Genomic DNA, 23,383 nt, shown 5'->3' on the forward strand with positions numbered 1-23,383 from the left:
ATATCATTTTGTCATGCATGAAGAAGAAATAGAGCCGATTGTGAGTAAGCTGCCAATTACGGAAGTTTCGTGGATGGATGCTATTGCTTTCTGTAATGGGTTATCGAGAAAGCTTGGCAGGATGGAATGTTACACAGTTACAAACGAAAGTGAGAACACAATATATAACAAAATAGCGAATGGATTTCGATTACTGTCAGACGCTGAATGGCAGTATGCGTGCAAAGCAGGATCAAGGGGATATCGGTATGCAAGAATTGATCAAATTGCATGGTATCAAGGAAATTCCAATGGATCTGCTCATAAAGTAGGACAGTTGCTTCCTAATCCATGGGGACTTTATGACTTGATCGGTAACGTCTGGGAATGGTGCTGGGATCTATATGATGCTGAACGATATGGGAACTATAGAGTTTTCAGGGGAGGCAGTTGGGCTGAAGTGGAGAACAATTGTGGTTCTACGAGTAGAAGGAAAAGCATGCCCAATTTCAAAATAGATGATCTTGGTTTTAGAATAGCACTTACAAATCCTTGAGAAAACGACACATCGAGTATGCTCAAGTCGTTGAGCTGACGGTAGGTGTTCAACTATGGGGAACTATAGCTTACTGATGACCCGAAGGCAGCCGACGACTAAGATCGGCTGCCTTCGCTGCGCTAACGGGGGCAGGGTAATTTAATATCTTTGTCTTCATAATGCTTATCCACTTTAACAAAGATGAGAAAACAGTTTAATGAGTAAATATTGTCAATGCAAGTCGCTAGCCCGTTAGGCAATCCTGCACACATGAGACTTATGAAAAGTAAATTTGAGGTGGGAGATAGTACCATCAGGACATTAGATTATTCACGTTAATTTTTGTTTTAATCTTTTACGACTACTTATGCTAGGATATTGAACTAACGGAAAACGTTAGTTCAATAAACCAAGGAAGCAGCTGACCATCGTGATCGGACGCTTTTGTTCAACTAACGGGTAGGATAGTTTTAAAAACATGTACAATAATTTTGATTCAAGGTTCTTGACTATGACGTTAGGTCATAGTGCATAATTCTCTCTAAGAATACATAACTAGGAGTGAGAGAGATGAATATAAAATCACTGCGTTCAGATCATATTTATCAAAAAGTTGCCCAAGCTTCGCCCGAGGAAAAGGTTGAATTATTCAGAAACGAAATGATGGCTCCCTTTATGAAACAATGGAAAATTCAACAAATCCCTTTTAGAGCTGAAGAAGCGAATGATTTTGACGTTATTACGTTTAATAGTATGATGCATCGATCCCCTGATCAGATTACCCAGCAGATTTCACCTGAGATAGAGTTGATTTCTTCAGATTCTTTTTGGTTAGAGTGTGAGCACGCTGTAAGGAAAAGCCTCCGTTTATTTATAGAACATGAAATAAGTCTCCCCGTATCTGATTATTTGTTTACCATTCAACTAGGGAATCCGGAAAACCGTGCCTTAACAATAAATGAAGGATATAGCGGCTTTGGGGGAATTCCCGGGTTTATCTGGGGTACACTCTTGCCAAATGAGTACACGGTTCCTCGAATGAAGGTTGCGCTGGCGCACGAATGCAACCATAATGTGCGATATCAATTTATTCAGTGGGATCACACCATTAATTTGGGCGAGCTCATTGTAAGTGAAGGGTTAGCTGAAAACTTTGCTACGTTCATGTTTGGAGAAGAATTGCTCGGCCCTTGGGTAACGAAAACAAATGCAGAAACACTTAACAGGTGCATTAAGCCTGTGCTCCGGAAGCAATTGCAATTAACGGGGTTTGATCAAATTGCCCCTTATCTTTACGGTGACGAGATCGCAGAACTTCAGAGCTTTAAACCGGTCAATATGCCTTATAGCGCCGGCTACGCTTGCGGATATTATTTAATTCAGTATTATTTAAGAAAAACAGGAAGAACGATCTTTGAGGCAACGATAACGCCTGCTGCTCAAATACTAGACGAAGTAAAAGGGTTTTGGGATGAAGAAACCATTATTAGCGGTTAAAGATATTATTCAGATAACAGGCATTACAGCTCGTACCTTGCATTATTACGATAGAATCGATTTATTTAAACCGACACATCTGACGGAAAAAGGGTATCGTCAATATGATCGAAGCAGTTTGGAAAAACTTCAAACCATTTTATTATTAAAGGAATTGGAATTTTCATTGAAAGATATTGCGGATATTTTAAAGCTGAACAAGCAAGAACAGAAACAAATATTAAAGAAGCAGAGACAAACTTTATTATCGAGAAAACAAAGACTGGAAAACATCATGACTGTTCTCGATGAATTCGTTTCGGGGAATGATATTAGTAATTTGAACATTTTAAACCGTTCTTCCATTTTGCCATTGAAAGAACAGTACGCCAATGAGGCAAGATTCATTTATGGCGAAACAGAGGCGTACAAAGTATATAGTGAAACGATGGGAAATTTATCAGTAGATGAAAAAGAGAAACATTTTTCCGACATTGAAGAAATATATAAACAAATTGCGTGTTGTATCCATCAGGATCCTTCCTCCGATGAAGTGCAGCGATTAATCGAAGAGTGGAAAGAAAATCTAATGCAATTCATGACATGCGATGCAGAGTTACTGGCTTGCATTGCCCATACCTACAAATTTGATGCACGGTTCAAAAGCTACTTTAATCAATATGGTCATGGGGATTTAGCAGATTTTCTTTACAGCTCAATTATGCTAAATATCAATCGGGAATCATCTCAATGAATGGTTAATGCTCGATAGTCACTCCCTATGGTAGGTTGGACCATGACGATCGTCTATGTGGCATGGTCAGCTGCCTTTATTCAACTAAAGGGCAGGGTAGCGTAATAAATGAATATATCTATAATCGACCTTTTTTCGATTTTTCTTATCAACTATTATGTTTATATAATAACTTAAAGGAGGGTGGTTTTACGTTAGTGGAAAATCCAAACATCATACTCATTACAGGAATAATGGCCAGTGGAAAATCTACCGTAGCACAATTACTGTCCGAACAATTTGATAAATCGGTGCATTTACGAGGTGATATTTTTCGAAGAATGATTGTAAATAACCGCAAAGAGGTTCGTCCAGATTCAGAAAGTGACGAGTTTGATCAGTTGAGGTTGCGATACCAGCTCGCCGCCCAATCAGCGGAGATGTATTATAAGGCGGGATATACAGTCGTTGTTCAAGATGTTGTCATCGGACCATTACTTACTGATTTCATCTCGTTTATTAAGAGCCGGCCATTTTACTTAGTCGTGCTTTGTCCAAACTCTACAGTGGTTGCAACGAGAGAGGCTACGCGGGCAAAGAAGGGTTATGGGATTTGGAGCGTAGATGAGTTGGATCGCGTATTGCGAAATGAAACTCCACGCTCGGGTCTTTGGTTGGATTCATCTGATTTGTCCCCTAAAGAGACGGTTAAAGAAATAATCATGCGACTACAAAACGAGGCGTTGATAACATAAACGATGACGCTAACGGGAAACGATAGCGATATGAAACAAAAAGCAGCCGACCAACGTGATCGGTTGCTTTTATTTCAAACTAAAAGGTTAGCCCGCCGATTCACTCCCGGCGGGCTTTATTATTGTACAGATATTCGGCACAACAAACTCAACGGAACTCAGATATACGATAGGTCAATGACCGGGAACCATCCGTGAGATAACCGGAAGTGCTTTGGCACGGTGAAGTACATGCAAATCTTGTTGTGTTTTGATGATTCTCACTTATATCCCCCTCGAATGAAAAGACCTGTAATAACCTTAAGACAACAGATGGGCGTGTTGTTGTGGCAAGAAACTAGAGCGAACTGCCATCCTTCCCGCAACAGCTCGCCATTCGTCTGGACCATTCATGACCGGCTATGCTCTGAGATTCCTTAGCATTCGCGTAGGAGATGCGCGTTGCAAGGGGCATGACCAAATTGGTAGTGAGTCTTAAAATAACTGGGCAGACAATAATGAACAACATCGCCGGTAAAACCAATCAATATGCCCAGTTCATCTATCGCCTGGCTGCAACGTTTGTCGTGTCAAGGGAAGATGAGTTGCACGGGAATGACGGCGTTCTTAGGAGAATAAATATCTTCCATTTGTTCACGTAACAGCTTTACGGCTGTTCGTGCCATTTCCTGTTCATCCTGCTGCACATAAGCTACGCCTGAAAGATGTGGATTATCGAAAGATAGCAAATCGATATTTGAGTGACCGTTCAGACGACTGATAGCGGCCGATGTAAGGCGTGCGGTTTCTTCAGTCAAGGAGAAGACTGCCGAGATTCCACTGTGGTCCTGCAAGAAGTCGCTTACATAGTCCAATGCTTGCTCGCCGCGTAGAATGTCGAGAGGGATGTGACACCACAAGCTCTTGTCAATCGATATGCCTTGATCTGTGTACGCCTGCTCGAAGCCGAGCGTGCGATCCTCGACGGCTGTATTGGCATTCTCAGGTGAGATGAGCGCAATCTGCTGATGACTCTTGGATAGCAAATGGGAGACCGCCATGTACGCACCGCCGTAATTGTCGGATGTAATGGTGTACGTCTCAATGTTGCGCAGATAGCGGTCGATGAACACGCACGGGAATTTATCGAGCGACAGACGCAGTAATGATTCGTTGTACTTCTCATCTTCTGTCGGAAAAACGATCAGCCCCTTCACACCGAGCTCCGTTAGTGTACGAATGGCATTGGATTCGATAGAGGAGGACTCGCGCGTGATGCTTAGTACCATGCTGAGGCCGGCTTCTTGCAGGAATTGTTCCGTGTAGTCAACGAGGTTCTGAATGACACGGGTTCTCATCGTCGGAATGATGAAGCCGATGAGTGGCATGGACGACGCGCTGCGGGATGGCAGAGAATTGATGCTAAAAACATCAAGACTAGAGGAGACGAATGAGCCTTTGCCTTGTACGCGTATAATTAATCCTTCGTCAGCTAGTAGGGTTAGGGCGTTCCTGACGGTTATTTTACTTACTCTGAATTCATCCATTAGTTCTTGCTCAGAAGGAATGCGGTCCGTTGGCCGAAGCTGCCCTGATTTAATTTTCTGTATGATATCTTCTCGAATTTGTTTGTAGAGCGCCAGTTTTTTCAAAAAGGTGCATCTCCCCATCAATTTTATGATTTTATAATCAATTGGTTATATAAAGCATATTTCATATATATTATAATACGGCATGTAAAGCGCTTACAATATGGAATCTGAGAAATTGTTGCGAAGGGGTCTTTTCTTTGAACGGTTAGAATTATGTTAAGGATGGTGGTGCCAAGGTAGATTGAACCCGCTTAAATTAACAGAACTAACTAGTCAGCCGACTTTTCAAATGCATAACAAAAAAAGAGAGGATGACGAACAAATGAAAAAACGCAGTACTATAATCTCCATCGTTACAGTCCTTATTATGTCACTTGTTTTTACAGCATGTGGTAATCCTTCTGATTCAAAAACCGAAACACAGCAATTAGGCGCTGATGCCGGTGAGAATGCAACAGAATTGTCATTTTGGACATTCGTAGATTTGCACGGCAAGCATTTAGATAAAATGCTGGGGTTATGGAACCAACAGAACCCAGACAAACAGATTAAGTTAAATGTAACGGTTATGCCTTACGATGATATGCACAACAAGCTCTTATTGGCAGTTACAAGCGGAAAAGGTGCGCCTGATATCGCGGATATCGAGCTTGGTCAATTCCCTAAATTCTTGGAAGGTGACAACGTTCCACTGGAATCTTTGAATGATGTATTTGCACCATACAAAGACGTTGTTGTTCCTTCACGTGTCGAGATTTACTCCAAAGCCGACCAGGTTTATGGCTTTGATTATCACGTAGGTGCTACGCTTGCTTTCTACAACACTGAAATTCTCGAACAAGCAGGTGTTGACTACAAGACAATCAAAACTTGGGAAGATTACAAACAAGCAGGCATAAAAGTTTATGAAAAGACTGGCAAGTACTTAGGTACTGCTGATACATCAGCTACGTGGCAAGCATCGCTGCTGCTAGCTCAGCAAAACGCTGATTTTACAGATGAAAATGGTAATCCAAAAATTAACTCGCCTGAAATGATTAAAGCGTATGAAATGTTAGTCGATCTGCAGAAGAACAATGTTATTCATACGATCCCTGGCGGACAACCCGACACAGAAGAAGCAAAAGGCGAATACAACAAAGGCAACTACGCAAGTGCATTGATGCCTGAGTGGTACATGTCCCGCTTTGTAAACGAAATGAAGGACCTTAAAGGTAAGTATGCAATTGCTCCATTGCCTGTATTTGAAGAAGGTAATCCTCGTTCCGTTGGCTTAGGCGGTACTGGCACAGTTGTTACTAAGAATGGTAAGGACGTTCAATTGGCCAAAGAATTTGTAGCCTTTGCCAAGCTTTCGAAAGAAGCTACTACTGAAATCTGGAATACACTTGGATTTGACCCAATCAACATGGAAGTATGGAAAGATGATGCAGTAACGAAAAACCCTGATAATGAATACGTCCAATACTTTAAAACAAATGCATTTGATACTTTGAATGAAATCAAGGACGAAATTAGAGCGATCAAGTCCGTTAAAGCTTCACCGACCATTGGCAATATATTCAATACGGTTACCTTGAATGCGATCTTTGAAGATGGCCAAGACGTGAAGGAAGCGCTGGATGAAGCACAAGAAGCAATTGAACAAGAATTGAAATAAATATAATAAGTAAATGATTTGATTAAACCTGTCGGCAGGTATAGTAGTCGGCAGGTTTAACCATAGTCAAGGGAGATTGAGAATATGATAAAGAAATTTGTATACTCTCAAAAAGTTGCGCCTTATGTTTTTGTATTGCCATTTATACTTATATTTTTGATATTCTGGTTTTTCCCGCTTGTAAATTCATTCGTAATGAGCTTTCAAGATAGGATGTTGGGACAGGATCCTAAATGGATTGGTGAAGCGAATTATTCGAAATTATTTACAGATAAAGTGTTTTTGACGTCGATTAAAAATAGCGTTGTGTACATGTTAGGAACCTTAGTGCTGTTAATTCCTTTTCCAATGTTATTCGCCGTTATGATAAACAGTAAGTTAATGATGGGAAGAGAGTTTTTTAAATCTTCGTTCTTTCTCCCTGCATTGACATCTGTCGCAGTTGCGGGTACCATTTTCCGCCTTACATTCGGTGAAATGGAAGGTTCATTAATGAACAGTTTCCTAGGTCTATTTGGTGTAGAGCCTATTAAATTCTTGAAAGACGGAGAATGGAGCATGGCAGCACTGTTAATCCTCGCATGTTGGAGATGGACAGGTGTTAATATGCTTTACTATCTATCCGGTTTGAAAAGCATTGACAATGAATATTATGAGGCTGCTTCAATTGACGGGGCATCTGCTTGGCAGAAGTTTAGAACAATCACAATGCCATTATTGAAGCCGACCACGGTGTATGTTACGACAATTAGTGTTTATGCAGGTTTAGCAATGTTTACCGAGAGCCTGATGATGTTTAACGGTAACAATTCACCCAAAAATATTGGCTTAACCATTGTTGGATATCTGTATAGACAAGGGATTGAGAAGAATAAGCTGGGTTACGCAGCTGCAGTTGGTATCGTTCTGTTAGTCATTGCTATGGTTATCAATTTAACGCAGTTGAAATTTAGTGGAATGTTCAAAAAGGAGGAGGATTAAAGTGGGCAAAAGTCAGACGAGGAGTGACTTCATTTCGAGAATAGTAATTATTTGTTTATTCATTATACTATTCGTTATCATTATGATTCCATTCTATGCAGTGGCCCTATCTTCCTTTAAACCAGGTGAATCATTAGTTAGATATGGTCTTAACCTAAGTTTGGATTTTAATATCATGAGTTTTGACAATTTCATCTATCTGTTTACTGGAGAACATGATTACTTTCTATGGTTTTGGAACAGTATGACTTTAACCATCGTTCAAGTGATTTTAACACTTTTTGTAAGCGCATTTGTTGCATATGGTTTTGCAGCATATGATTTTAAAGGGAAGAACTTCCTCTTTATATGTGTTTTGCTCATTATGATGGTGCCTTTCGAAATACTGCTGGTTCCTTTGTACAGCCTAATTAATGATTTGAAAATGGTGAATAGCTATTCGGCAATCATTCTGCCGGGTATAGCCAATGCCGCGACAATATTTTTCTTCAGGCAATATCTAAGAAGCATACCCAAAGAGATTATTCAATCTGGACGGGTTGATGGCGCAAACGAGTATGCGATTTATTTCAGACTAATTATGCCGATTATGAAGCCATCCTTTGCGGCAATGGCCATTCTGAATGGTATGAATAGCTGGAATAATCTGTTGTGGCCTTTCATGGTGCTCGGAGATCAGAGTAAATTTACACTTCCAATCGGTTTGAAAACGTTGTTAACTCCTTATGGCAATAACTATGACCTATTGATCGTGGGTTCCTTCTTCTCCATCATTCCAATTTTCATACTGTTTATTGCTTTCCAGAAATATTTCATAGACGGTATGACTGCAGGTGCTGTTAAAGGGTAGTATATATTATGATGAAACAGGTGATAAGATGGAATTCCAACAAAGAGTGTTACACGACATTCAACCATGGATTGAGCAGAAAGCTGATCCTTTTATTTACCGACATTTGGACGGTTATTATTACTTCATAGCATCGGTTCCAGAGTATGATCGGATTGAAATCCGTAGAGCCCAGAACCTTGAGGGGCTTGTTACATCAACTCCGGTAGTGATATGGAGAAAGCGCGAGACTGGTATCCTTAGTGCCAATATTTGGGCACCTGAACTGCATTTTATTGATGACAAATGGTACGTGTATTTCGCTGCCGCACGCACAACGGAAACGATTGAAGGCTTGTTCGACCATCGGATGTACGTGCTAGAGAATGAAAATGCCAATCCACTCGAAGGCAGTTGGACGGAAAGAGGGCAGGTTCGTACCGCGTGGGAAAGCTTCGCCCTCGATGCCACTACCTTTGAGCATAATGGCAGCCGTTATTACGTATGGGCACAAAAGGATCCGAAAATCGAAGGTAACTCTAATCTGTATATATCTAAAATGAGCAATCCGTGGACGCTGACTGGGCCGCAAACGATGATTTCGATGCCGGAATATGACTGGGAGATCATTGGTTATAAAGTGAACGAAGGCGCGGCATTTCTTCGCAAGGGTGATCGCGTATTCCTCTCTTACTCGGCTAGCGCCACTGATTTCAATTATTGCATGGGCCTGCTTGAAGCCGATGCGGATGCTGATTTGCTCGATGCCGCTTCATGGCGCAAGTCGCAAGCAGCGGTTTTCTCGACAGATGAGAGCATCTCGATGTATGGTCCCGGTCATAATTCCTTCACGGTGTCAGAGGGCGACGAAAAGACGCTATTTGTGTTTCACGCAAGAACGTACAAGAATATTATAGGAGATCCGCTGTACGATCCGAATCGCCATACATTTGTGACAGAGCTTTTGTGGACGGCTGACGGCAGACCCGATTTCCGCGGCTCTGTTGCAGCACTTGCACGTTCTTTACAGTGAACGAGTGTCCCAACAAGGTTGGTTGATGGATTTGAGTTCGTTTATCCAACTTGCCAAAGAGAGACAGTAAGAACATCGAAGGCACCCTACTGGGTGCCTTCGATTTCGCACTACAGATAATACGCCGAACCGTACCACAAGAGTGGTAAGTTGCCTTAAAACTTGCCGCTCCAGTTATCCCGGAAAATCATATCATAAATAAGTGAGTTCTTGAAAAATATATAAGAGGAGGCCGCTCATTTGAAAGCACTCGTATTTAATAAATTCCGGGGACCGGAAGTACTAGAATATCTTGAAATTTCGGATCCGGTTATCGGGTGACGAAACATGAGTAAGGATGAAAGCAATCGGACTGAATTTTGCAGGTATTTATAGAAGGAAAGGGAACTATCATCTTACTGGGAATTCCCCGTTTAGGTTATGAAGGGGCAGGAGTCGTTGAAAAAACGGATGTTGATGGATACGTCAAAGACTTTGACTGGTGGCGATCTTTGGAATTTCCTTACTTCGAGAAAGAATCACGATAAGCCACACACAACACACACATCTGTCTGGGGACAAGAACATACTCCCATTAAAGTCGCTATTATAGGGGCTTTTTATTTTATCGGTACAAGTTCTTGTCCTTAGCTTGGGACAAGAACTTGTACCGATTGCCGGAATGGACAAGAACATAGTCCGATTGCCGATTAGATGAATATCTAAGTGTGAGTAGTGAGTCTCTTGTGAGCGACTAACAGGCTAAAGGATGGATTATGATCAAGAGACCAACATCAATTCTGGGGAGAGTTTCCCCTGGAACTGTATTCCCATTTGAAATGGATAAAATAAACTCGTCAATAAGCACTTTAGCAAATAAAAGGGTAGGATACAGAATGCAATTTTGGATAAAGGGAGGGGAAACATATGCAGATAGATTACTTTGTGCTGATTGTCATTGTTAGGGACAAGAACTTGTTCCTAATACCGATTAGTCATATATCTAATTTGATATTTTGCCCGTTAATCCATTAAGCTAACGGGCAGGTTAGTTGAATAAATGTTAGATCAGTTAATTACTACTATTAAAATCATAAAAGTAATAATATAAATATGAGTTGCATAGTTCAAACAATATATTGAGACTATGTTAATTTCAGAGCAAATCACCAAGTTATCCGCTTTTTCAGCCCGAATTTGCGATGGATATTCTTTAGAGCCCCTCACTATTCAACTCTATTGTGTAGCATGTTCTACAAATGCTATTAAACGACAGTTATAGTTCCGTATACATATACATGCTACAATTGAATTGATATGTTCCAGGTTTCAAATCGAGATCATGTTTGATCACTACATCTGATAGTTCTGTTTTTTCATCAAGCTATGACTAACACGAAACCTAAGGTTTTGCCCAAAAGGGCAATCAAACATTACCCACGATGTAGTGAATGGATTATAGTACTATAATTAGATTGCAGGCAACTTTTCTGCAATCAAATGAAGTGGAAATCTATATTTAACTCAGTCAGCAGTTATATGACTAAAATTTTGAAGAAATATAACTATTCGATGCTTAAATACGGCGAGGATGTAGTATTAGAACTATCAGGGTACACATTAGCTGGAGGTTGGACGGGCGGTTTTACGTCGAAATGTCTGCTAACAGGAAACGATAGCTCAATAAAATCAAGGAGTCAGCTGTCGAGGGACAAGAAGATAGTTTCATCTTCAGTCGCTAAAATAGCGGCTTTTTTTATTTCGAGAACTCGTTCTTTACTTAGTTTTTATAGTGAGCATTATTATGAAGTAAATTGATAATTTCAAATTAATATTCGGAACAAACTTCCCTTTTGCAATGGAACGACAGTGTACTCGCACATTACCCTCGGCAGGAACCAAATGAAAGTAACATCAGGACCACTCCTTGTAGCCTTTGTGGACGTAACGGTCGCAAACTTTTACCTCTGCTATCAACATATATAGAAATCACTCATTTCTGAATCGATATTGTCTCGGCGAGATGCCAACAAACTTCTTGAACTGACGCATGAAATGAGTGTCATTCTCGTAGCCGCATGAGTTAGCAATCTGAGTTATTGACATCTCACTATGATCCAAAAGGTACTTCGCGCGTTCAAGCCTTCCGTTAATAATATCTATCATCACAGAACAACCAAATAACTGCTTATATATATGTTGGAAATAGGATTTACTTAGATTTAGTCGTGCAGCCAATTCCGTCACAGAAACGTTCTGATGGGGAAAGCGGTAGAGATCATTACGTAGTTCCGTAAATCGCATATAATAACGATTCAGTTGGTGAGGAGCAGTTCGTTCACGTAAATCGGTTAATTTCATAAAAAAAGACCGAAGGTCGCAATCCATAATTCGCTCACGTAACGGTCCGTCAAGCCGATAGATGTTCTGTAATTCCATGATGCACCTAGAAATAAGCAACGGATCAGATGCTTCCACGGGCGTATCCAAAGGGAAATTCAATTCCGCAAGAAATTCCGGTAAATCATCTCCATTACAATGAAACCAGTCATTTATGAAAGGGCTTTCGATTTCGCGATAAGAATGGGGGGTCCGGGGTTGAAAAAAGATAAAAGTATTCTTTTCAATGATCATCGTGTCATTCTGTAGCTTCACCTCTGCGTTGCTATTAAAAAATACAAAAGTGTAGTTACCGGAGCCATACGGACGATTCCTTATGATTCCTTCATGGTGAATAGTATGGAACCCGCATGAGAACAACTGCAGCATACTTTAACACTCCTCAGCACAATAGGTCAGTTTTTGATCATTATAGTTTATTGTAGCAGAGGTTACAACCGACTATAATTCTTTTAGACAACTGTCAGGTTAAGGGGGTAGCACGATGACGGGCGATAGGAAGTATTGGGTGGAAACCTTGGTTCGAATTGCATATCCTGTTCTTCATTCTTTATCGGAACGTCGGTTGGTTAATGATATGCCTGTTGAAGCAGGGGAGGGGGATCGGGCTAATTACACATACTTGGAAGCATTGGGGCGTACGCTTGCGGGAATTGCACCTTGGCTTGAGCATGGACCGCGTTGTGGAGACGAGGGAGAGATTCGAGCTAGAATCGCAGGTATGGCCAGGCTGGCCATCGAGGCTGCTACGGACCCTAATTCGCCTGACTTTATGAATTTCACGAAAGGCGGACAACCCTTGGTTGACGCAGCCTTTCTCGCTAACGGAGTTCTCCGTGCTCCAAACGAGCTATATGAATTGCTGGATGAGAAAGTGAAGGCTAATTTAGTTATAGCTTTGAAGGCAACGCGTATTATCCGTCCCGTATTCAGTAATTGGCTATTGTTTAGCGCCATGATTGAAGCCGCTCTGTATCGGATGGGAGCAGAGGATTGGGATCGTATGCGCGTCGATTATGCGCTAAGGCAACACGAGCAATGGTATAAAGGGGACGGGGTATACGGAGACGGTCCCGCATTTCATTGGGATTATTACAACAGTTTTGTCATTCAACCCATGATGATTGATATTTTGGATGTGATAGGAGATCAATTTGGCGATTGGAGTACACTTCGGAATAAAGTGATGAAAAGAGCAGTACGTTATGCAGCTGTTTTGGAACGGATGATATCACCTGAAGGAACGTTCCCACCAATTGGACGATCACTTGCCTATCGTTTCGGTGCATTTCAGCATCTGTCTTTAATGGCTCTAAGGGATGAGCTCCCTGATGAACTGCTACCGACTCAAGTACGCTGCGCGCTTACTGCCGTGATCAGGAGGCAAATCGAGATGCCGGGTACGTTCGATGATTCCGGTTGGCTTCGCATTGGTTTTGCTGGCAGTCAGCCTGATATCGGAGAAGGATATATTTCGACAGGTAGCTTGTACTTATGCACGACGGTATTTCTCGCCTTGGGCCTGCCATCGGACGCTGAATTCTGGCAAGGAGAGGCAGAATGGACGTCACTAATGATATGGTCAGGTAGAAACCTCAAGTTGGATAAAGCAATGTCGAACGACATATAGGAGTTCACCTAAAAGGAAGGAGCAATTATGAATGACGGTCAAAACGGAATGGGTGCAAGAAGCTTGGGATCAGACGAAGGCAAAAGTAAAGCGTATTCATCATCGAATCGGAGATGGATTCCCGCATGCAAGTATAAATGGAGAGTATCAGCTTGAGCCAGCATCTTGGTGGACCTCTGGTTTTTGGCCAGGATTGATGTGGCTTGTTTATCGAGATACGCAAGATAATGAATTAAAGGAATCATCAGAATCATGCGAAAGCCAGTTGGATATATTGCTGACCGATTCAAACAAGATTGATCACGATATCGGTTTTATGTGGACCTTAACAAGTGGAGCAAGATACAAGATTCTCGGAGCAGAGGATTCTAAACGAAGGGCGCTGCTTGCTGCAAACCTACTTGCTGCGCGCTTTAATGCCCAGGGAAACTTCATTCGTGCGTGGAATGGGGAAGAACTTGCAGGTTGGGCCATTATCGACTGTATGATGAATCTGCCGTTACTTTATTGGGCATCCAGTATAACCGGAGATCCACGATATAAGCACATCGCAATCAAGCATGCTGATACGGTGTTGAAGCATTTTTATCGGACTGACGGGTCGGTTGCTCATATCGTGGTTTTTGACCCCGATACCGGCGAAAAGCTTGGAGTGAAGGGAGGACAAGGATTCGCACCGGAATCTGCGTGGTCTCGTGGGACGGCATGGGCGATTTATGGAATGAGCCTAAGTTACCAGTACACAGGTGACCCCAAATATTTGAATGCAGCCAAACAAACAGCTCATTTCTTTATGGCCAATTTACCGGAAGACCATGTTCCTTACTGGGATTTCCGTTCGTCAGAAGGAATTCCTGCGATTCGTGATTCCTCGGCTGGAGCTTGCGCTGCTTGTGGACTTTTGCTCCTAGCGGAACAGGTTGACGGACTGGAGGCAAGAATCTATCGCGAACGCGGAAAGCAAATTCTGCATTCATTGTATACGAATTATGGAGCCTGGGATTCGGAGACAGAGGAAGGACTCATTTTACATGGGACGAGTCATTTCCCTGAAAAGCATAATGTTAATGTTCCATTGATTTACGGTGATTATTACTTTGCAGAAGGTATTTCGTTGTTAATGGGACATCAAGAACGGTTCTGGTAGTGTTAATATGTTCTGCATGATGATGTAATAAATAATCTAATGAAGCTTGCGGTGCATCAAGCAAAGCCTGAGCATGAGCTGAAAATCCCCTTCACGTAAACAGGGCGGCAAGAGATCACGTAGTTGTGAACTCTTCCTGTAACAGGGGGGATTTTTCGTTATGGTGTAGAGAAACCCTCGATCAGATACTAGAGATTCAGTGAAGGAGAAAAAGTTTGTTGCGATGTCTTACTGCGTAAATGCTTCTTATAAGGTTCCAGCTGGGGATCGGACACTCCTTCAATTCTCCATTCTCCATTTCTCGTATGAAGGGCTGTATTCAAAAGGGTCCGTGACCAGATTGGAGAGCGCATTAAAACGTTCGCTGAAACTGGCAAGTAACAGAAAATGACCAGAAGTATGATCACCGACTTTCTGAAAAGACCTCCTCTATAAATATTAAGGAGGTCTTTGTGGCTCTCTAGTGGAGATCACGATTCTTTCGGTTCCTCTTCTTGTGAGCAGAATAGGCTTAATTAGTTAAAAAAGTATTCACATTAAACTCGGTAGTAAGATTTTTTGCGCTTGCAAGAAAAGTCAATGCATGGAAATTCGCAGGAGGGTCAGCTTATTTCCGGACTTTTTCTTCTTGGTTTTCGTTAGCGCACACAAGTTATGATACGCCTTTACTTCGTTAAAGAGATTGCCGCAAAAAGCGTCGATTGCCGGAAACCGTCTCAGCCCCTATGCTGACATTAACCGCTCCGAGCATGCAGGAACACGGATGATTGGGGAACGGTAAACCAGCAGATGGAGGTGTGGGGATATGTCTTCCCAAATGGACACAGCCGCCAAAAGAAAAATAGAAAGCGTATACAAAAAGAACCTGGCTGCGGAGCGAAGACGAAATATCTGGAACGGCGTCAAGCGCGATCGCTTTTTGTATCTGCTTGCGCTACCGGGCATCGTGTTCTTTATCTTATTTAAGTATGTGCCAATGTGGGGAATTGTGATCTCGTTTCAAGATTATTCGCCTTATCAGGGCATGTGGGCGAGTCCGTGGGTCGGTTTCAAACATTACATCCGTTTCTTTTCGAATCCCGACTTTCTGATCTTGTTCCGAAACACGATGGCGATCAATTTGCTGTCGCTGATCTTTTTCTTCCCACTGCCAATTTTGTTATCGGTCATGATGAACGAGTTGCGCGGCAACAAGTTCCGTAAAACGATCCAGTCGATCGTCTATCTGCCGCATTTTCTGTCTTGGGTCATTATCGTGGGCATTACATTTCTTCTTCTGTCTACCGGCGAAGGCATTATCAATCAGCTTCTGGTGGCGGCCGGTCTAAACAAGATCGACTTTTTGACCAATCCCAATTACTTTTGGGGTCTGCTGACGGTCCAGTCGATCTGGAAAGATGCAGGCTGGGGTACGGTATTGTTCCTTGCCGCAATGGCTGGGATCGATCCGCAGTTGAATGAAGCAGCGAAGATCGACGGAGCGGGACGCTTCCGGCAGATATGGCATATTACACTGCCGGGCATCCGTTCGGTCGTAATCATCCTACTTATTCTGCGGATTGGACATATTATGGACGTCGGTTTCGAACAGGTTTTCCTGATGATGAACGGCGCCGTATCCGAAGTTGCAGATGTATTCGATACTTATGTGTACCGGCTAGGTATCAAGCAAGGCCAACTCAGTTTCAGTACTGCCGTCGGCGTGTTCAAATCGGTTGTAGGTCTGATCCTGGTTATCGGAGCGAACAAGCTAGCCAAGAAATTCGGCGAAGAAGGTGTTTATTAAAAAAGGTTCATAGGAAGTTCCAACCAGTGTGAAGAAACGAAAGGAGGCGCGAGTTTTTATGCTCCAGTCCAAAAGCGATCATCTATTCAATGCGACCAATCTATTTTTTCTGACTGTGATTGGTCTGGTCACGCTGTTTCCTTTGTATTACGTGCTGGTCGTGTCGTTCAGCGACCCGGCAGAATTCATTCGCAACAAAGCGACGCTTTTCCCGAAAAAGTGGAGTCTTGATTCTTACCGGTATTTGTTGTCCACCGATTCTTTTATCCGTGCCATGGGCAACAGTGCATTTCTGGCTACCGTCGGCACGGTGTTCAGTTTATTTGTGACATCCTGTCTCTCTTATGCCCTGTCGCGAAGACGGCTGCAAGGGCGGCGGGTGATGATGCTGTTGATTCTGCTGACGACGCTGTTCAATCCTGGTATTATTCCGCCCTACCTGTTAATACGCGATCTCAATTTGATCAACAGTATCTGGTCGCTGATTCTGCCGGTGCTGACCAGCGGGTGGTATGTATTATTGATGAAAGGTTTCTTTGATAGTATCCCGCCCAGCTTGGAAGAAGCGGCCCGTATCGACGGCTGTAACGATATCGGCGTGTGGTGGCGTATCATTCTGCCGCTGTCGCTGCCATCGCTGGCCGCATTCGGCCTGTTTTACGCCGTAGCCTACTGGAACACCTTCTTCACGGCGCTGCTCTACATCAACGATTTCAATAAGCAGCCTCTTCAAGTCCTCCTGCAAAACATGCTGATAGACTCGTCGACGGCGTCGGGAGGAACGGCAGCGGCCGAGATGACCGCCGAGCAGCAGATTCCGTCGGAAACGTTGAAAATGGCTGCCGTTGTAATCGCAACCATTCCGATTCTGATGGTCTATCCATTTTTGCAAAAGCATTTCGCAAAAGGCGCGATGGTCGGTTCGGTGAAAGAGTGAACGCAAGTACAGGCAGCAAGTATAGACAGAATGGGTTATCTATCCGAAGAAAAGGAGAGATTCAGAATGCGAAAGAAAATGGGAGCAAAATTGGGATTGGTGTCCATTATGGTACTGTCCCTGGTTACAGCGGCCTGCAGCAGTCAAAATGCAGCATCCGGCGTGCCGGAAGATGGAAAGCCGATGCCGGTCAGTATCATGTCGATGTATTTTACGCCTGAACCGCCCGGAGCGGACAATGTAATCGTTCAAGAGATCGAGAAGAAAACGAATACCGATCTCAATATCACGTGGGTATCGCCGAACAGCTATGGCGACAAGGTGAACGTTACGCTGGCGTCGGGCGATATTCCCGATCTGATGCTGGTCGACGAGCCCTTCTCGGCCCAGGTACGTACCATGGTGCAGCAGGGAGCATTCTGGGATCTGACGCCTTATATTCAAGACTACGCCAACCTGGCGAACTTTCCGGCAGAGTCTTGGATCAACACCAAGCAGGCAGACGGCAATAACTACGGGATCCCCCGGGTGCGGCCGGTCGAAGGAGGAGCCTTCCTGTTCTTGCGTAAAGACTGGCTCGACAATCTGAATATGGAAGTTCCGGAGACTACAGATGAATTGTATGAAGTGCTAAAAGCATTTACGAAAGACGATCCGGATGGAAACGGTCAAGACGATACGATCGGATTAACAGGATTGGTCAATCAAAACAACATGGGCAGCTATTGGGCAATCGTCAGCGCGTTTACGCAGACTACCGGAGATTGGAAAGAGGTCGACGGCAAGCTGGTCAACGTTAACCTGATGCCGGAAATGCGCGACGCTCTGGAATGGTTGAGCAAGGCTTATGCAGAAGGGTTGATTTCGGAAGATCTCGCCGTTCTGAAAGAGAGCCAGACCAAGGACCAGCTGAATGCGGGCCGTGCGGGCGCCGCCGTCAACACCGTCGAAGCAGCGTGGGAGCCGATGGAAGCAAATCTGAAGAGCAATCCGGACGCAGACTTCCTGCCGCTTGTCTCGATGAACGGCTACGTCAACAAGGACGGCGGATTCTTCGGTATGTTCATGATTCCCAAAACGGTATCGGAAGAAAAAATGAAAAAACTGCTTGAGCTGATGGACTACGGCGCATCGGAAGAAGGCGGGACATTGGCCGGTTATGGTCTTAAAGATGTGCATTATACGGAAGAAAACGGAATCAAGATGACGACCGAAAAGGCCAAAACGGATATTGTTGCCCAGCAGGCACTCGGCCAGATCTTTATGCCGTATGACAAGTATCTGCGCGCATATCGAGCAGGTATGCCGATGGACATTTATGAACGCAATATGAAAATTATCGATGAGCGTGAAGCGATCAGTATTCCTGACAAAGCGATTGGATTGTATTCGGAAACGAATATTTCAGTGGGACCTGAGCTGGCGAAGAATATTCAGGATATGAAAACCAAAATTATACTCGGCAAGCAGTCGCTGTCGGACTGGGACAATTATGTCGAGAAATTGAAAAACGATTCGGATCTGCAAAAAATTACGGATGAGCTAAATCAGGCTTATACCGACCGTCAAGCGGCGCAGTAAGCGGCTGGCAGAGTCATTCCGAAAAAGCAGGATGTAAACAAGAGAGCCTCCGGAAACGGGAGTTCTCTTGTATTTGTTTCCTTTTTTTTCATAAAATTATACAGACTGTTGATAGCGTTAGAAAAAAAGGGGGAACAAGAGTGACTGACATTCGAAGTTGGCGAAATTTTCGGTTGCTGAGTCGAAGCCGGGAAGTAAAAGGACGCTTTTATCGTTACAGCCTGATTCTGGCACTGTGTATGTCGAGCATCCCGACAGCGGTTATCGGTTTCTCGTGTTATGTGCTCGGTACCGAGCATATCGAACGTGAGGTGATGAGCAGCAACCGGGCACTCGTTAAACGATCGGCAGAAAGTATGGACGAACTGTTCGTGCAGGTTGAACAGTCTGCGGCCCGTTGGGCGCTAGATCCAAGACTTGATGGCGATATGAGAAAAGCAAATCTTCGTATGGAATACCAGAGAACCCAGGAGCTGTATCGCTTTCTGGGACTGATGAAAGCGTCGTATCCGGAGCTGAAAGATGCAAAGCTGCTGCTTGCTCGCAACGAGCCGCTTTTGCTATCGGATACGGACGGGTTAAGGAAGATTTCGTTTACAGAGGATAGTAAGCGGTTTCAAAACATTGTCGATGCCCCGTCTGCTTTGTATTGGCTGGATGATTTTCGCTGGACGGCTTCTGAGAACGGAGAGGTCGTATTGGTCCGGAAGCTGCCCGGTTACGGAGATCCTTATGGAGCTCTTTTATTGAACCTGGACAGAAATCAGATTGAAGAACGGATGCGCCGGGCATCTTTCGATGATAAAGGTGCTTCGTTTCTATATACAAGTTCCGGACCCCCCTTAATCCGCATGTTGGATGTGCCGTCGGACGATCCGATGCGAACCTCGACTTTCGAATCCGCGCTGCGTGAAAAGCTTCGAACTCAGGTCTCGGACACACCGGATTCATATCTGTTCAAATGGCAAGGCAAAACCTACTCCGTCTCCCATAGCCAACTGCAGCGTCCGGGGGTCGAATGGACTTATGTGACGGTTTCGCCTTTAGAAGCGCTAACTCGCCCTGTCGTGCTTCTCTCACGTTCGCTGTTGGCGGTCAGTTTGGCCGGTATGCTATTGGCGCTGCTAGTCGCCTGGTTGGCTTCACACCGGCTGCACCGGCCGATCGGTCGATTGGTAGAGATCCTCGGCAACCAGTTTTCTCCGGCGCTAGCCCACTCTTCGGCGGACGGGGCTGCGGGGACAGCAGAAACGTCTGAACAAGAAAGAGGCCTAAACCGACTGCTGCGAAAAATTCACTTAAGCCAGCAGCCTAAAAATGGATCTGACGGTACCGGAATCGAGAAGGCAGGGCATCCATACGACGAACTGGACTACATTGAGACGAGTTGGCGCGGTCTGGCTGACGCCAAAAGAGAAGCCGAAGCTCGGCTTGAACACACTTATCCTGAACTGAGATCCGCCTTTTTGATGCAGTTGATGCAGGGGCATTATCAGACGTTGAGCGAGCGGGAACTGCTATCGCGAATGGAAAGATTCGGGTGGTCGATCCATCCCGACGAGCGGCTGTCGGTTTTCTTGATGCAGGTCGGCGTGCTGTCGCCGCCGGAATCGAAGTTTCGTGAAGAAGACGAATTGCTGATGACGTTCGCCGCCGCCAATGTAGCCCGTGAATTTGTGGAACAGCGCATGATGCGTGCAATCGTAGTGAATTTTCAGGATTCGACCGCCGCCGTGCTGATTCCTTACTCCATAGATGAAAACGGCATTACGGCCGAAATGAATCGAGAATATATGCAGGGTTTGCAAAGTTCAGCCGAAAAGACCCAAGGTGATGCTGCCAATGAAGAAAGCGATGGACAGCCGCTGAACGCGTTGTGGAAAACACTGGCGGAAGAGTTGGCGGGTACGGTACGCTCTGTGCTGCGGCTGCAAACCCTGGTGTGCACAGGCAGCGCTGCAAAAATTCTGGAAGTGCCAGAGCTGCTTCATTCCCTGCGAGGTGCGTTGCGTCATATTCCGCACGACGAAGATTGTCGGGTTCTGCATCTCGACGAATGGATGCCGAATCTGGGTGAGCAGAGCGCTTATCCGTTCGAGCTCGAACGTGGGCTGCTCCGCTGCGTCAAGCTTGGCCAAATCGAGGAAGCGGGCGAGCTGATGAATGAATTTATCGATGAGCTGGCGCGCCGAGCCACCTCGAAGCCAGAATTGCGAAATCTGACTTTTCATCTGCTCGGCAGTCTGCTGCACACGATGATGGAGAACGGCGCTCAATCCGAGCACGTCGACCATATGGGACTGTATGAACGTCTTGCCACTATACGCCAGCCCCAAGCGATGGCCGCCTTTGTGCGTACACAGGTATTGGAACCTTACGGCCGCGAAATCGTCGGTGCCGAGCGGCTTTATACCGAACGTCTCGCGGAACGAGTCAAGGAGGAGATCGAACGTGATTATACGGCAGATTTCTCGCTGGAGAGCTGTGCGGAACGTTTTGGCGTTAGTTCTTATACGCTTAGTCGCTCATTCAAGCAGGCGTATGGCAAAAAATTCGTTGATTATGTGATGGAGCTTCGTCTTGAACGGGGCATGGAGCTGCTGTGCACGACCGATCTCAAAGTGAACGAGATTGCCGAATCAGTTGGATATCATCCCTCGTATTTTATCCGGCTGTTCCGCAAGCAGAAAGGCATGACGCCCGGGCAGTACCGAATGAGGAAAAACGGATAAAAAAGCGCGTGATCCAAACTTTTTGCGTGTCTGTCGTTCACCGGACATGATGGCTCGGACCTCTCGGTATGAGCTGGATACCCGTTGTTATTCGTGCCGGCTACACGGAATCGGGGTGTCCGGTTAGGCTGATGCTGTCCGGAACGGTGATGTCGGATTCGCTGCTGATTGAGATTGCCCATCGCTATGAGCGGGTTGTCTACGTGAAATACAAAAAGAAGCTATTTCTGATAAAGGAAATAGCTCTTTTTGGTATGTTTTCATTATCTTCCTCCGTCCGGATCGGAGAGAGCAGCGGCGTGCCGGTCGCCTGGGCTTCAGCTGTTCTGTGAAAATATGTTGTTAGACCGTAAAAATAAAGTTTTAGACTGGCAGCCGGCATTAGCCAACGGGCATGATAACGGAACCATTAGATGGACTTATTGTTCTCATATGATAAAATATATCCCAGAAATATCTTCGTGGGTTAATGAAAAGCGCTGATGAACTAATAAGAGACCAGCACAAAAAAGTGGTAGTTTTATGGATATGCAATAGTCGCCGAATGGAACTTGGTACTAAAAGGAGGCAGGACACATGCTAGAAGAACAGGAAATATTCGAGGGCGAAGGATATAACAGGTCGTACGCAATTGCTACGGGTATGCCGATTTTGAATCTTAGGGGTAGCATTCCGCGTGAAGGTAACGGCCAACTACCGTTTCCGTGGGTGACAACGGGCATCAGGATTGATAAAGAACAGATGTTGGAAACCGTTATGAAGCAAAAGACACTCGAGTATTTGTTTAATATGCAATTCAGTAAGGAGGAGATGACCGACCGAAATTTGGTTGTAGGCTGTTATGAATACAGGAATCCGAATGACAAGGAACAAATATTGCTATATGCCCTGGTTTCGTTGAAGGAATTTCTCGCGAGATACGGCGATGAACGGGCATCGGAGATTCTGATGCGAGTTGGCTGCACGTACGAGAAGATTATGGAGGAATGCGATGAAGCCATTGAAGAACACTTTGCAGTGTTGCGCCGGTCACTTCATTTAAAGAATTTGAGGGACAAATATGATGTCGTTTACGAGTGGAGTGAAGAGGAAGGGGTAAAGACGTACATAATCAGATACACCAAATCGAGTTATACGAAGATTAAAGCTAAATCATTCGAAGAGTTGACCAAACTCTATGATGAGCAACGGAAGAAGGATGCAAAGAAGACGTTCGCGATTCTGGAACCGTTAGAAGCATTTATGCAAGCCTAAGAAAACCGCCCCTTTACGGGGCGGTTATTCAACATTTCATCGAAAGAAGATTCGAGGAATATCCAGCGATAGAGAGGATTCTCGACAGTCGCATCGGAAATTGCTGACCCGTACGCCAGATATGGTCGAATGGGGACTGATAGAAGACGTTTTTTGATGATGAAGGAGCCCTTTGTAAAGACATTGCTCGTTTTTGGAGCTGAAGGTTGGAGAATTCATAATAACACCTTGGTAGAGAGATTAACCCAAGTCCAAATTGAAGCGCCTTTATTTCAGATGTTACGTTCAATTGATCCTGCAACGGATGGATACAGCAATACATTAGGTAGAGGATTTATATCTCCATCTTTGTATGTAGAAAACGTATCTGTAATCTATTAAA

General features: G+C 44.3%; 19 protein-coding genes and 1 pseudogene. 18 read left to right on the forward strand and 2 right to left on the reverse strand.

From position 1 onward, the window contains the following. From PPA03S_RS28460 to PPA03S_RS28475, 4 genes are all read left to right on the forward strand, one after another. On the forward strand, positions 1-535 hold a 535-nt coding region (locus tag PPA03S_RS28460), incomplete at its 5' end, for a formylglycine-generating enzyme family protein (RefSeq protein WP_062328854.1). Between the two features lie 552 nt (positions 536-1,087). Continuing rightward, positions 1,088-2,014, forward strand: a complete 927-nt coding sequence (locus tag PPA03S_RS28465) for a DUF2268 domain-containing putative Zn-dependent protease (protein WP_062328857.1) — start codon at positions 1,088-1,090, stop codon at positions 2,012-2,014. Further along, positions 1,989-2,747 carry a MerR family transcriptional regulator gene (locus PPA03S_RS28470; protein WP_062328861.1) on the forward strand — a complete coding sequence of 253 codons (759 nt, stop codon included), beginning with the start codon at positions 1,989-1,991 and terminating at the stop codon, positions 2,745-2,747. The genes PPA03S_RS28465 and PPA03S_RS28470 overlap by 26 nt, the downstream gene beginning before the upstream one ends. 197 nt (positions 2,748-2,944) lie before the next feature. Continuing rightward, entirely contained in the window at positions 2,945-3,481 is a 537-nt protein-coding gene (locus PPA03S_RS28475) for an AAA family ATPase (protein WP_260870995.1), read from the forward strand. Between the two features lie 569 nt (positions 3,482-4,050). Here PPA03S_RS28475 and PPA03S_RS28480 read toward each other — a convergent pair. Next, on the reverse strand, positions 4,051-5,112 hold the full coding sequence (locus tag PPA03S_RS28480; protein ID WP_062328864.1) for a GntR family transcriptional regulator: 1,062 nt from the start codon (positions 5,110-5,112) through the stop codon (positions 4,051-4,053). A gap of 262 nt (positions 5,113-5,374) precedes the next feature. Here PPA03S_RS28480 and PPA03S_RS28485 point away from each other — a divergent pair, with 262 nt between their 5' ends. From PPA03S_RS28485 to PPA03S_RS34105, 5 genes and pseudogenes are all read left to right on the forward strand, one after another. Then, on the forward strand, positions 5,375-6,712 hold the full coding sequence (locus tag PPA03S_RS28485) for an ABC transporter substrate-binding protein (protein ID WP_062328867.1): 1,338 nt from the start codon (positions 5,375-5,377) through the stop codon (positions 6,710-6,712). 84 nt (positions 6,713-6,796) lie between these two features. Next, positions 6,797-7,693 carry a carbohydrate ABC transporter permease gene (locus PPA03S_RS28490; protein WP_062328870.1) on the forward strand — a complete coding sequence of 299 codons (897 nt, stop codon included), beginning with the start codon at positions 6,797-6,799 and terminating at the stop codon, positions 7,691-7,693. A gap of 31 nt (positions 7,694-7,724) precedes the next feature. After that, complete coding sequence (locus PPA03S_RS28495; protein WP_411835396.1) at positions 7,725-8,543, forward strand: carbohydrate ABC transporter permease; 819 nt, start codon at positions 7,725-7,727, stop codon at positions 8,541-8,543. A gap of 28 nt (positions 8,544-8,571) precedes the next feature. Beyond that, positions 8,572-9,555, forward strand: coding sequence for a glycoside hydrolase family 43 protein (locus tag PPA03S_RS28500; RefSeq protein ID WP_062328878.1), 984 nt, complete (start codon positions 8,572-8,574; stop codon positions 9,553-9,555). 240 nt (positions 9,556-9,795) lie between these two features. Beyond that, positions 9,796-10,013 (forward strand): annotated as a pseudogene (locus PPA03S_RS34105) (quinone oxidoreductase); the annotation flags it as partial. A gap of 1,510 nt (positions 10,014-11,523) precedes the next feature. Here the strand turns inward: PPA03S_RS34105 and PPA03S_RS28505 are convergent. Next, positions 11,524-12,303, reverse strand: a complete 780-nt coding sequence (locus PPA03S_RS28505) for a helix-turn-helix transcriptional regulator (protein ID WP_062328881.1) — start codon at positions 12,301-12,303, stop codon at positions 11,524-11,526. Between the two features lie 115 nt (positions 12,304-12,418). On the opposite strand from PPA03S_RS28505, the gene PPA03S_RS28510 reads away from it, so the two are divergent. The 9 genes from PPA03S_RS28510 (at position 12,419) to PPA03S_RS33590 (ending at position 23,382) form a co-directional block, all read left to right on the forward strand. After that, on the forward strand, positions 12,419-13,564 hold the full coding sequence (locus PPA03S_RS28510) for a DUF2264 domain-containing protein (protein WP_062328884.1): 1,146 nt from the start codon (positions 12,419-12,421) through the stop codon (positions 13,562-13,564). A 31-nt stretch (positions 13,565-13,595) separates the two neighbouring features. After that, entirely contained in the window at positions 13,596-14,711 is a 1,116-nt protein-coding gene (locus tag PPA03S_RS28515) for a glycoside hydrolase family 88 protein (protein WP_062328886.1), read from the forward strand. 805 nt (positions 14,712-15,516) lie between these two features. Then, positions 15,517-16,497: an ABC transporter permease gene (locus PPA03S_RS28520; RefSeq protein WP_082704343.1), complete on the forward strand. Its 981-nt coding sequence runs from the start codon at positions 15,517-15,519 to the stop codon at positions 16,495-16,497. Positions 16,498-16,555: 58 nt separating this feature from the next. Further along, the gene (locus PPA03S_RS28525) at positions 16,556-17,434 is read left to right on the forward strand and encodes a carbohydrate ABC transporter permease (RefSeq protein ID WP_062328889.1); all 879 of its coding nucleotides are present in this window, start codon (positions 16,556-16,558) and stop codon (positions 17,432-17,434) included. A gap of 66 nt (positions 17,435-17,500) precedes the next feature. Next, a complete protein-coding gene (locus PPA03S_RS28530; RefSeq protein ID WP_062328893.1) occupies positions 17,501-19,015 on the forward strand; it encodes an extracellular solute-binding protein in 1,515 nt (504 codons plus the stop codon). A 140-nt stretch (positions 19,016-19,155) separates the two neighbouring features. After that, a complete protein-coding gene (locus PPA03S_RS28535) occupies positions 19,156-21,747 on the forward strand; it encodes a helix-turn-helix transcriptional regulator (RefSeq protein ID WP_062328896.1) in 2,592 nt (863 codons plus the stop codon). Positions 21,748-21,815: 68 nt separating this feature from the next. Continuing rightward, complete coding sequence (locus PPA03S_RS28540; protein ID WP_157284400.1) at positions 21,816-22,079, forward strand: hypothetical protein; 264 nt, start codon at positions 21,816-21,818, stop codon at positions 22,077-22,079. Positions 22,080-22,323: 244 nt separating this feature from the next. After that, a complete protein-coding gene (locus PPA03S_RS28545; protein ID WP_245683759.1) occupies positions 22,324-23,001 on the forward strand; it encodes a hypothetical protein in 678 nt (225 codons plus the stop codon). Positions 23,002-23,130: 129 nt separating this feature from the next. Continuing rightward, on the forward strand, positions 23,131-23,382 hold the full coding sequence (locus PPA03S_RS33590) for a hypothetical protein (RefSeq protein WP_174532169.1): 252 nt from the start codon (positions 23,131-23,133) through the stop codon (positions 23,380-23,382). Position 23,383 lies beyond the last annotated feature (1 nt).

Source organism: Paenibacillus pabuli NBRC 13638 (genome assembly GCF_001514495.1).
Taxonomy (GTDB): Bacteria; Bacillota; Bacilli; order Paenibacillales; family Paenibacillaceae; genus Paenibacillus; species Paenibacillus pabuli.

Bases quoted from the DNA above. Each gene is read 5' to 3' on its own strand.
- PPA03S_RS28465 (WP_062328857.1), top strand. From the start codon at position 1,088: ATGAATATAAAATCACTGCGTTCAGATCATATTTATCAAAAAGTTGCC.
- PPA03S_RS28470 (WP_062328861.1), top strand. From the start codon at position 1,989: ATGAAGAAACCATTATTAGCGGTTAAAGATATTATTCAGATAACAGGC.
- PPA03S_RS28540 (WP_157284400.1), top strand. From the start codon at position 21,816: ATGAGCTGGATACCCGTTGTTATTCGTGCCGGCTACACGGAATCGGGG.
- PPA03S_RS28505 (WP_062328881.1), bottom strand. From the start codon at position 12,303: ATGCTGCAGTTGTTCTCATGCGGGTTCCATACTATTCACCATGAAGGA.
- PPA03S_RS28545 (WP_245683759.1), top strand. From the start codon at position 22,324: ATGCTAGAAGAACAGGAAATATTCGAGGGCGAAGGATATAACAGGTCG.
- PPA03S_RS28500 (WP_062328878.1), top strand. From the start codon at position 8,572: ATGGAATTCCAACAAAGAGTGTTACACGACATTCAACCATGGATTGAG.
- PPA03S_RS28530 (WP_062328893.1), top strand. From the start codon at position 17,501: ATGCGAAAGAAAATGGGAGCAAAATTGGGATTGGTGTCCATTATGGTA.
- PPA03S_RS28485 (WP_062328867.1), top strand. From the start codon at position 5,375: ATGAAAAAACGCAGTACTATAATCTCCATCGTTACAGTCCTTATTATG.
- PPA03S_RS33590 (WP_174532169.1), top strand. From the start codon at position 23,131: ATGGGGACTGATAGAAGACGTTTTTTGATGATGAAGGAGCCCTTTGTA.
- PPA03S_RS28490 (WP_062328870.1), top strand. From the start codon at position 6,797: ATGATAAAGAAATTTGTATACTCTCAAAAAGTTGCGCCTTATGTTTTT.
- PPA03S_RS28510 (WP_062328884.1), top strand. From the start codon at position 12,419: ATGACGGGCGATAGGAAGTATTGGGTGGAAACCTTGGTTCGAATTGCA.
- PPA03S_RS28515 (WP_062328886.1), top strand. From the start codon at position 13,596: ATGACGGTCAAAACGGAATGGGTGCAAGAAGCTTGGGATCAGACGAAG.
- PPA03S_RS28525 (WP_062328889.1), top strand. From the start codon at position 16,556: ATGCTCCAGTCCAAAAGCGATCATCTATTCAATGCGACCAATCTATTT.
- PPA03S_RS28520 (WP_082704343.1), top strand. From the start codon at position 15,517: ATGTCTTCCCAAATGGACACAGCCGCCAAAAGAAAAATAGAAAGCGTA.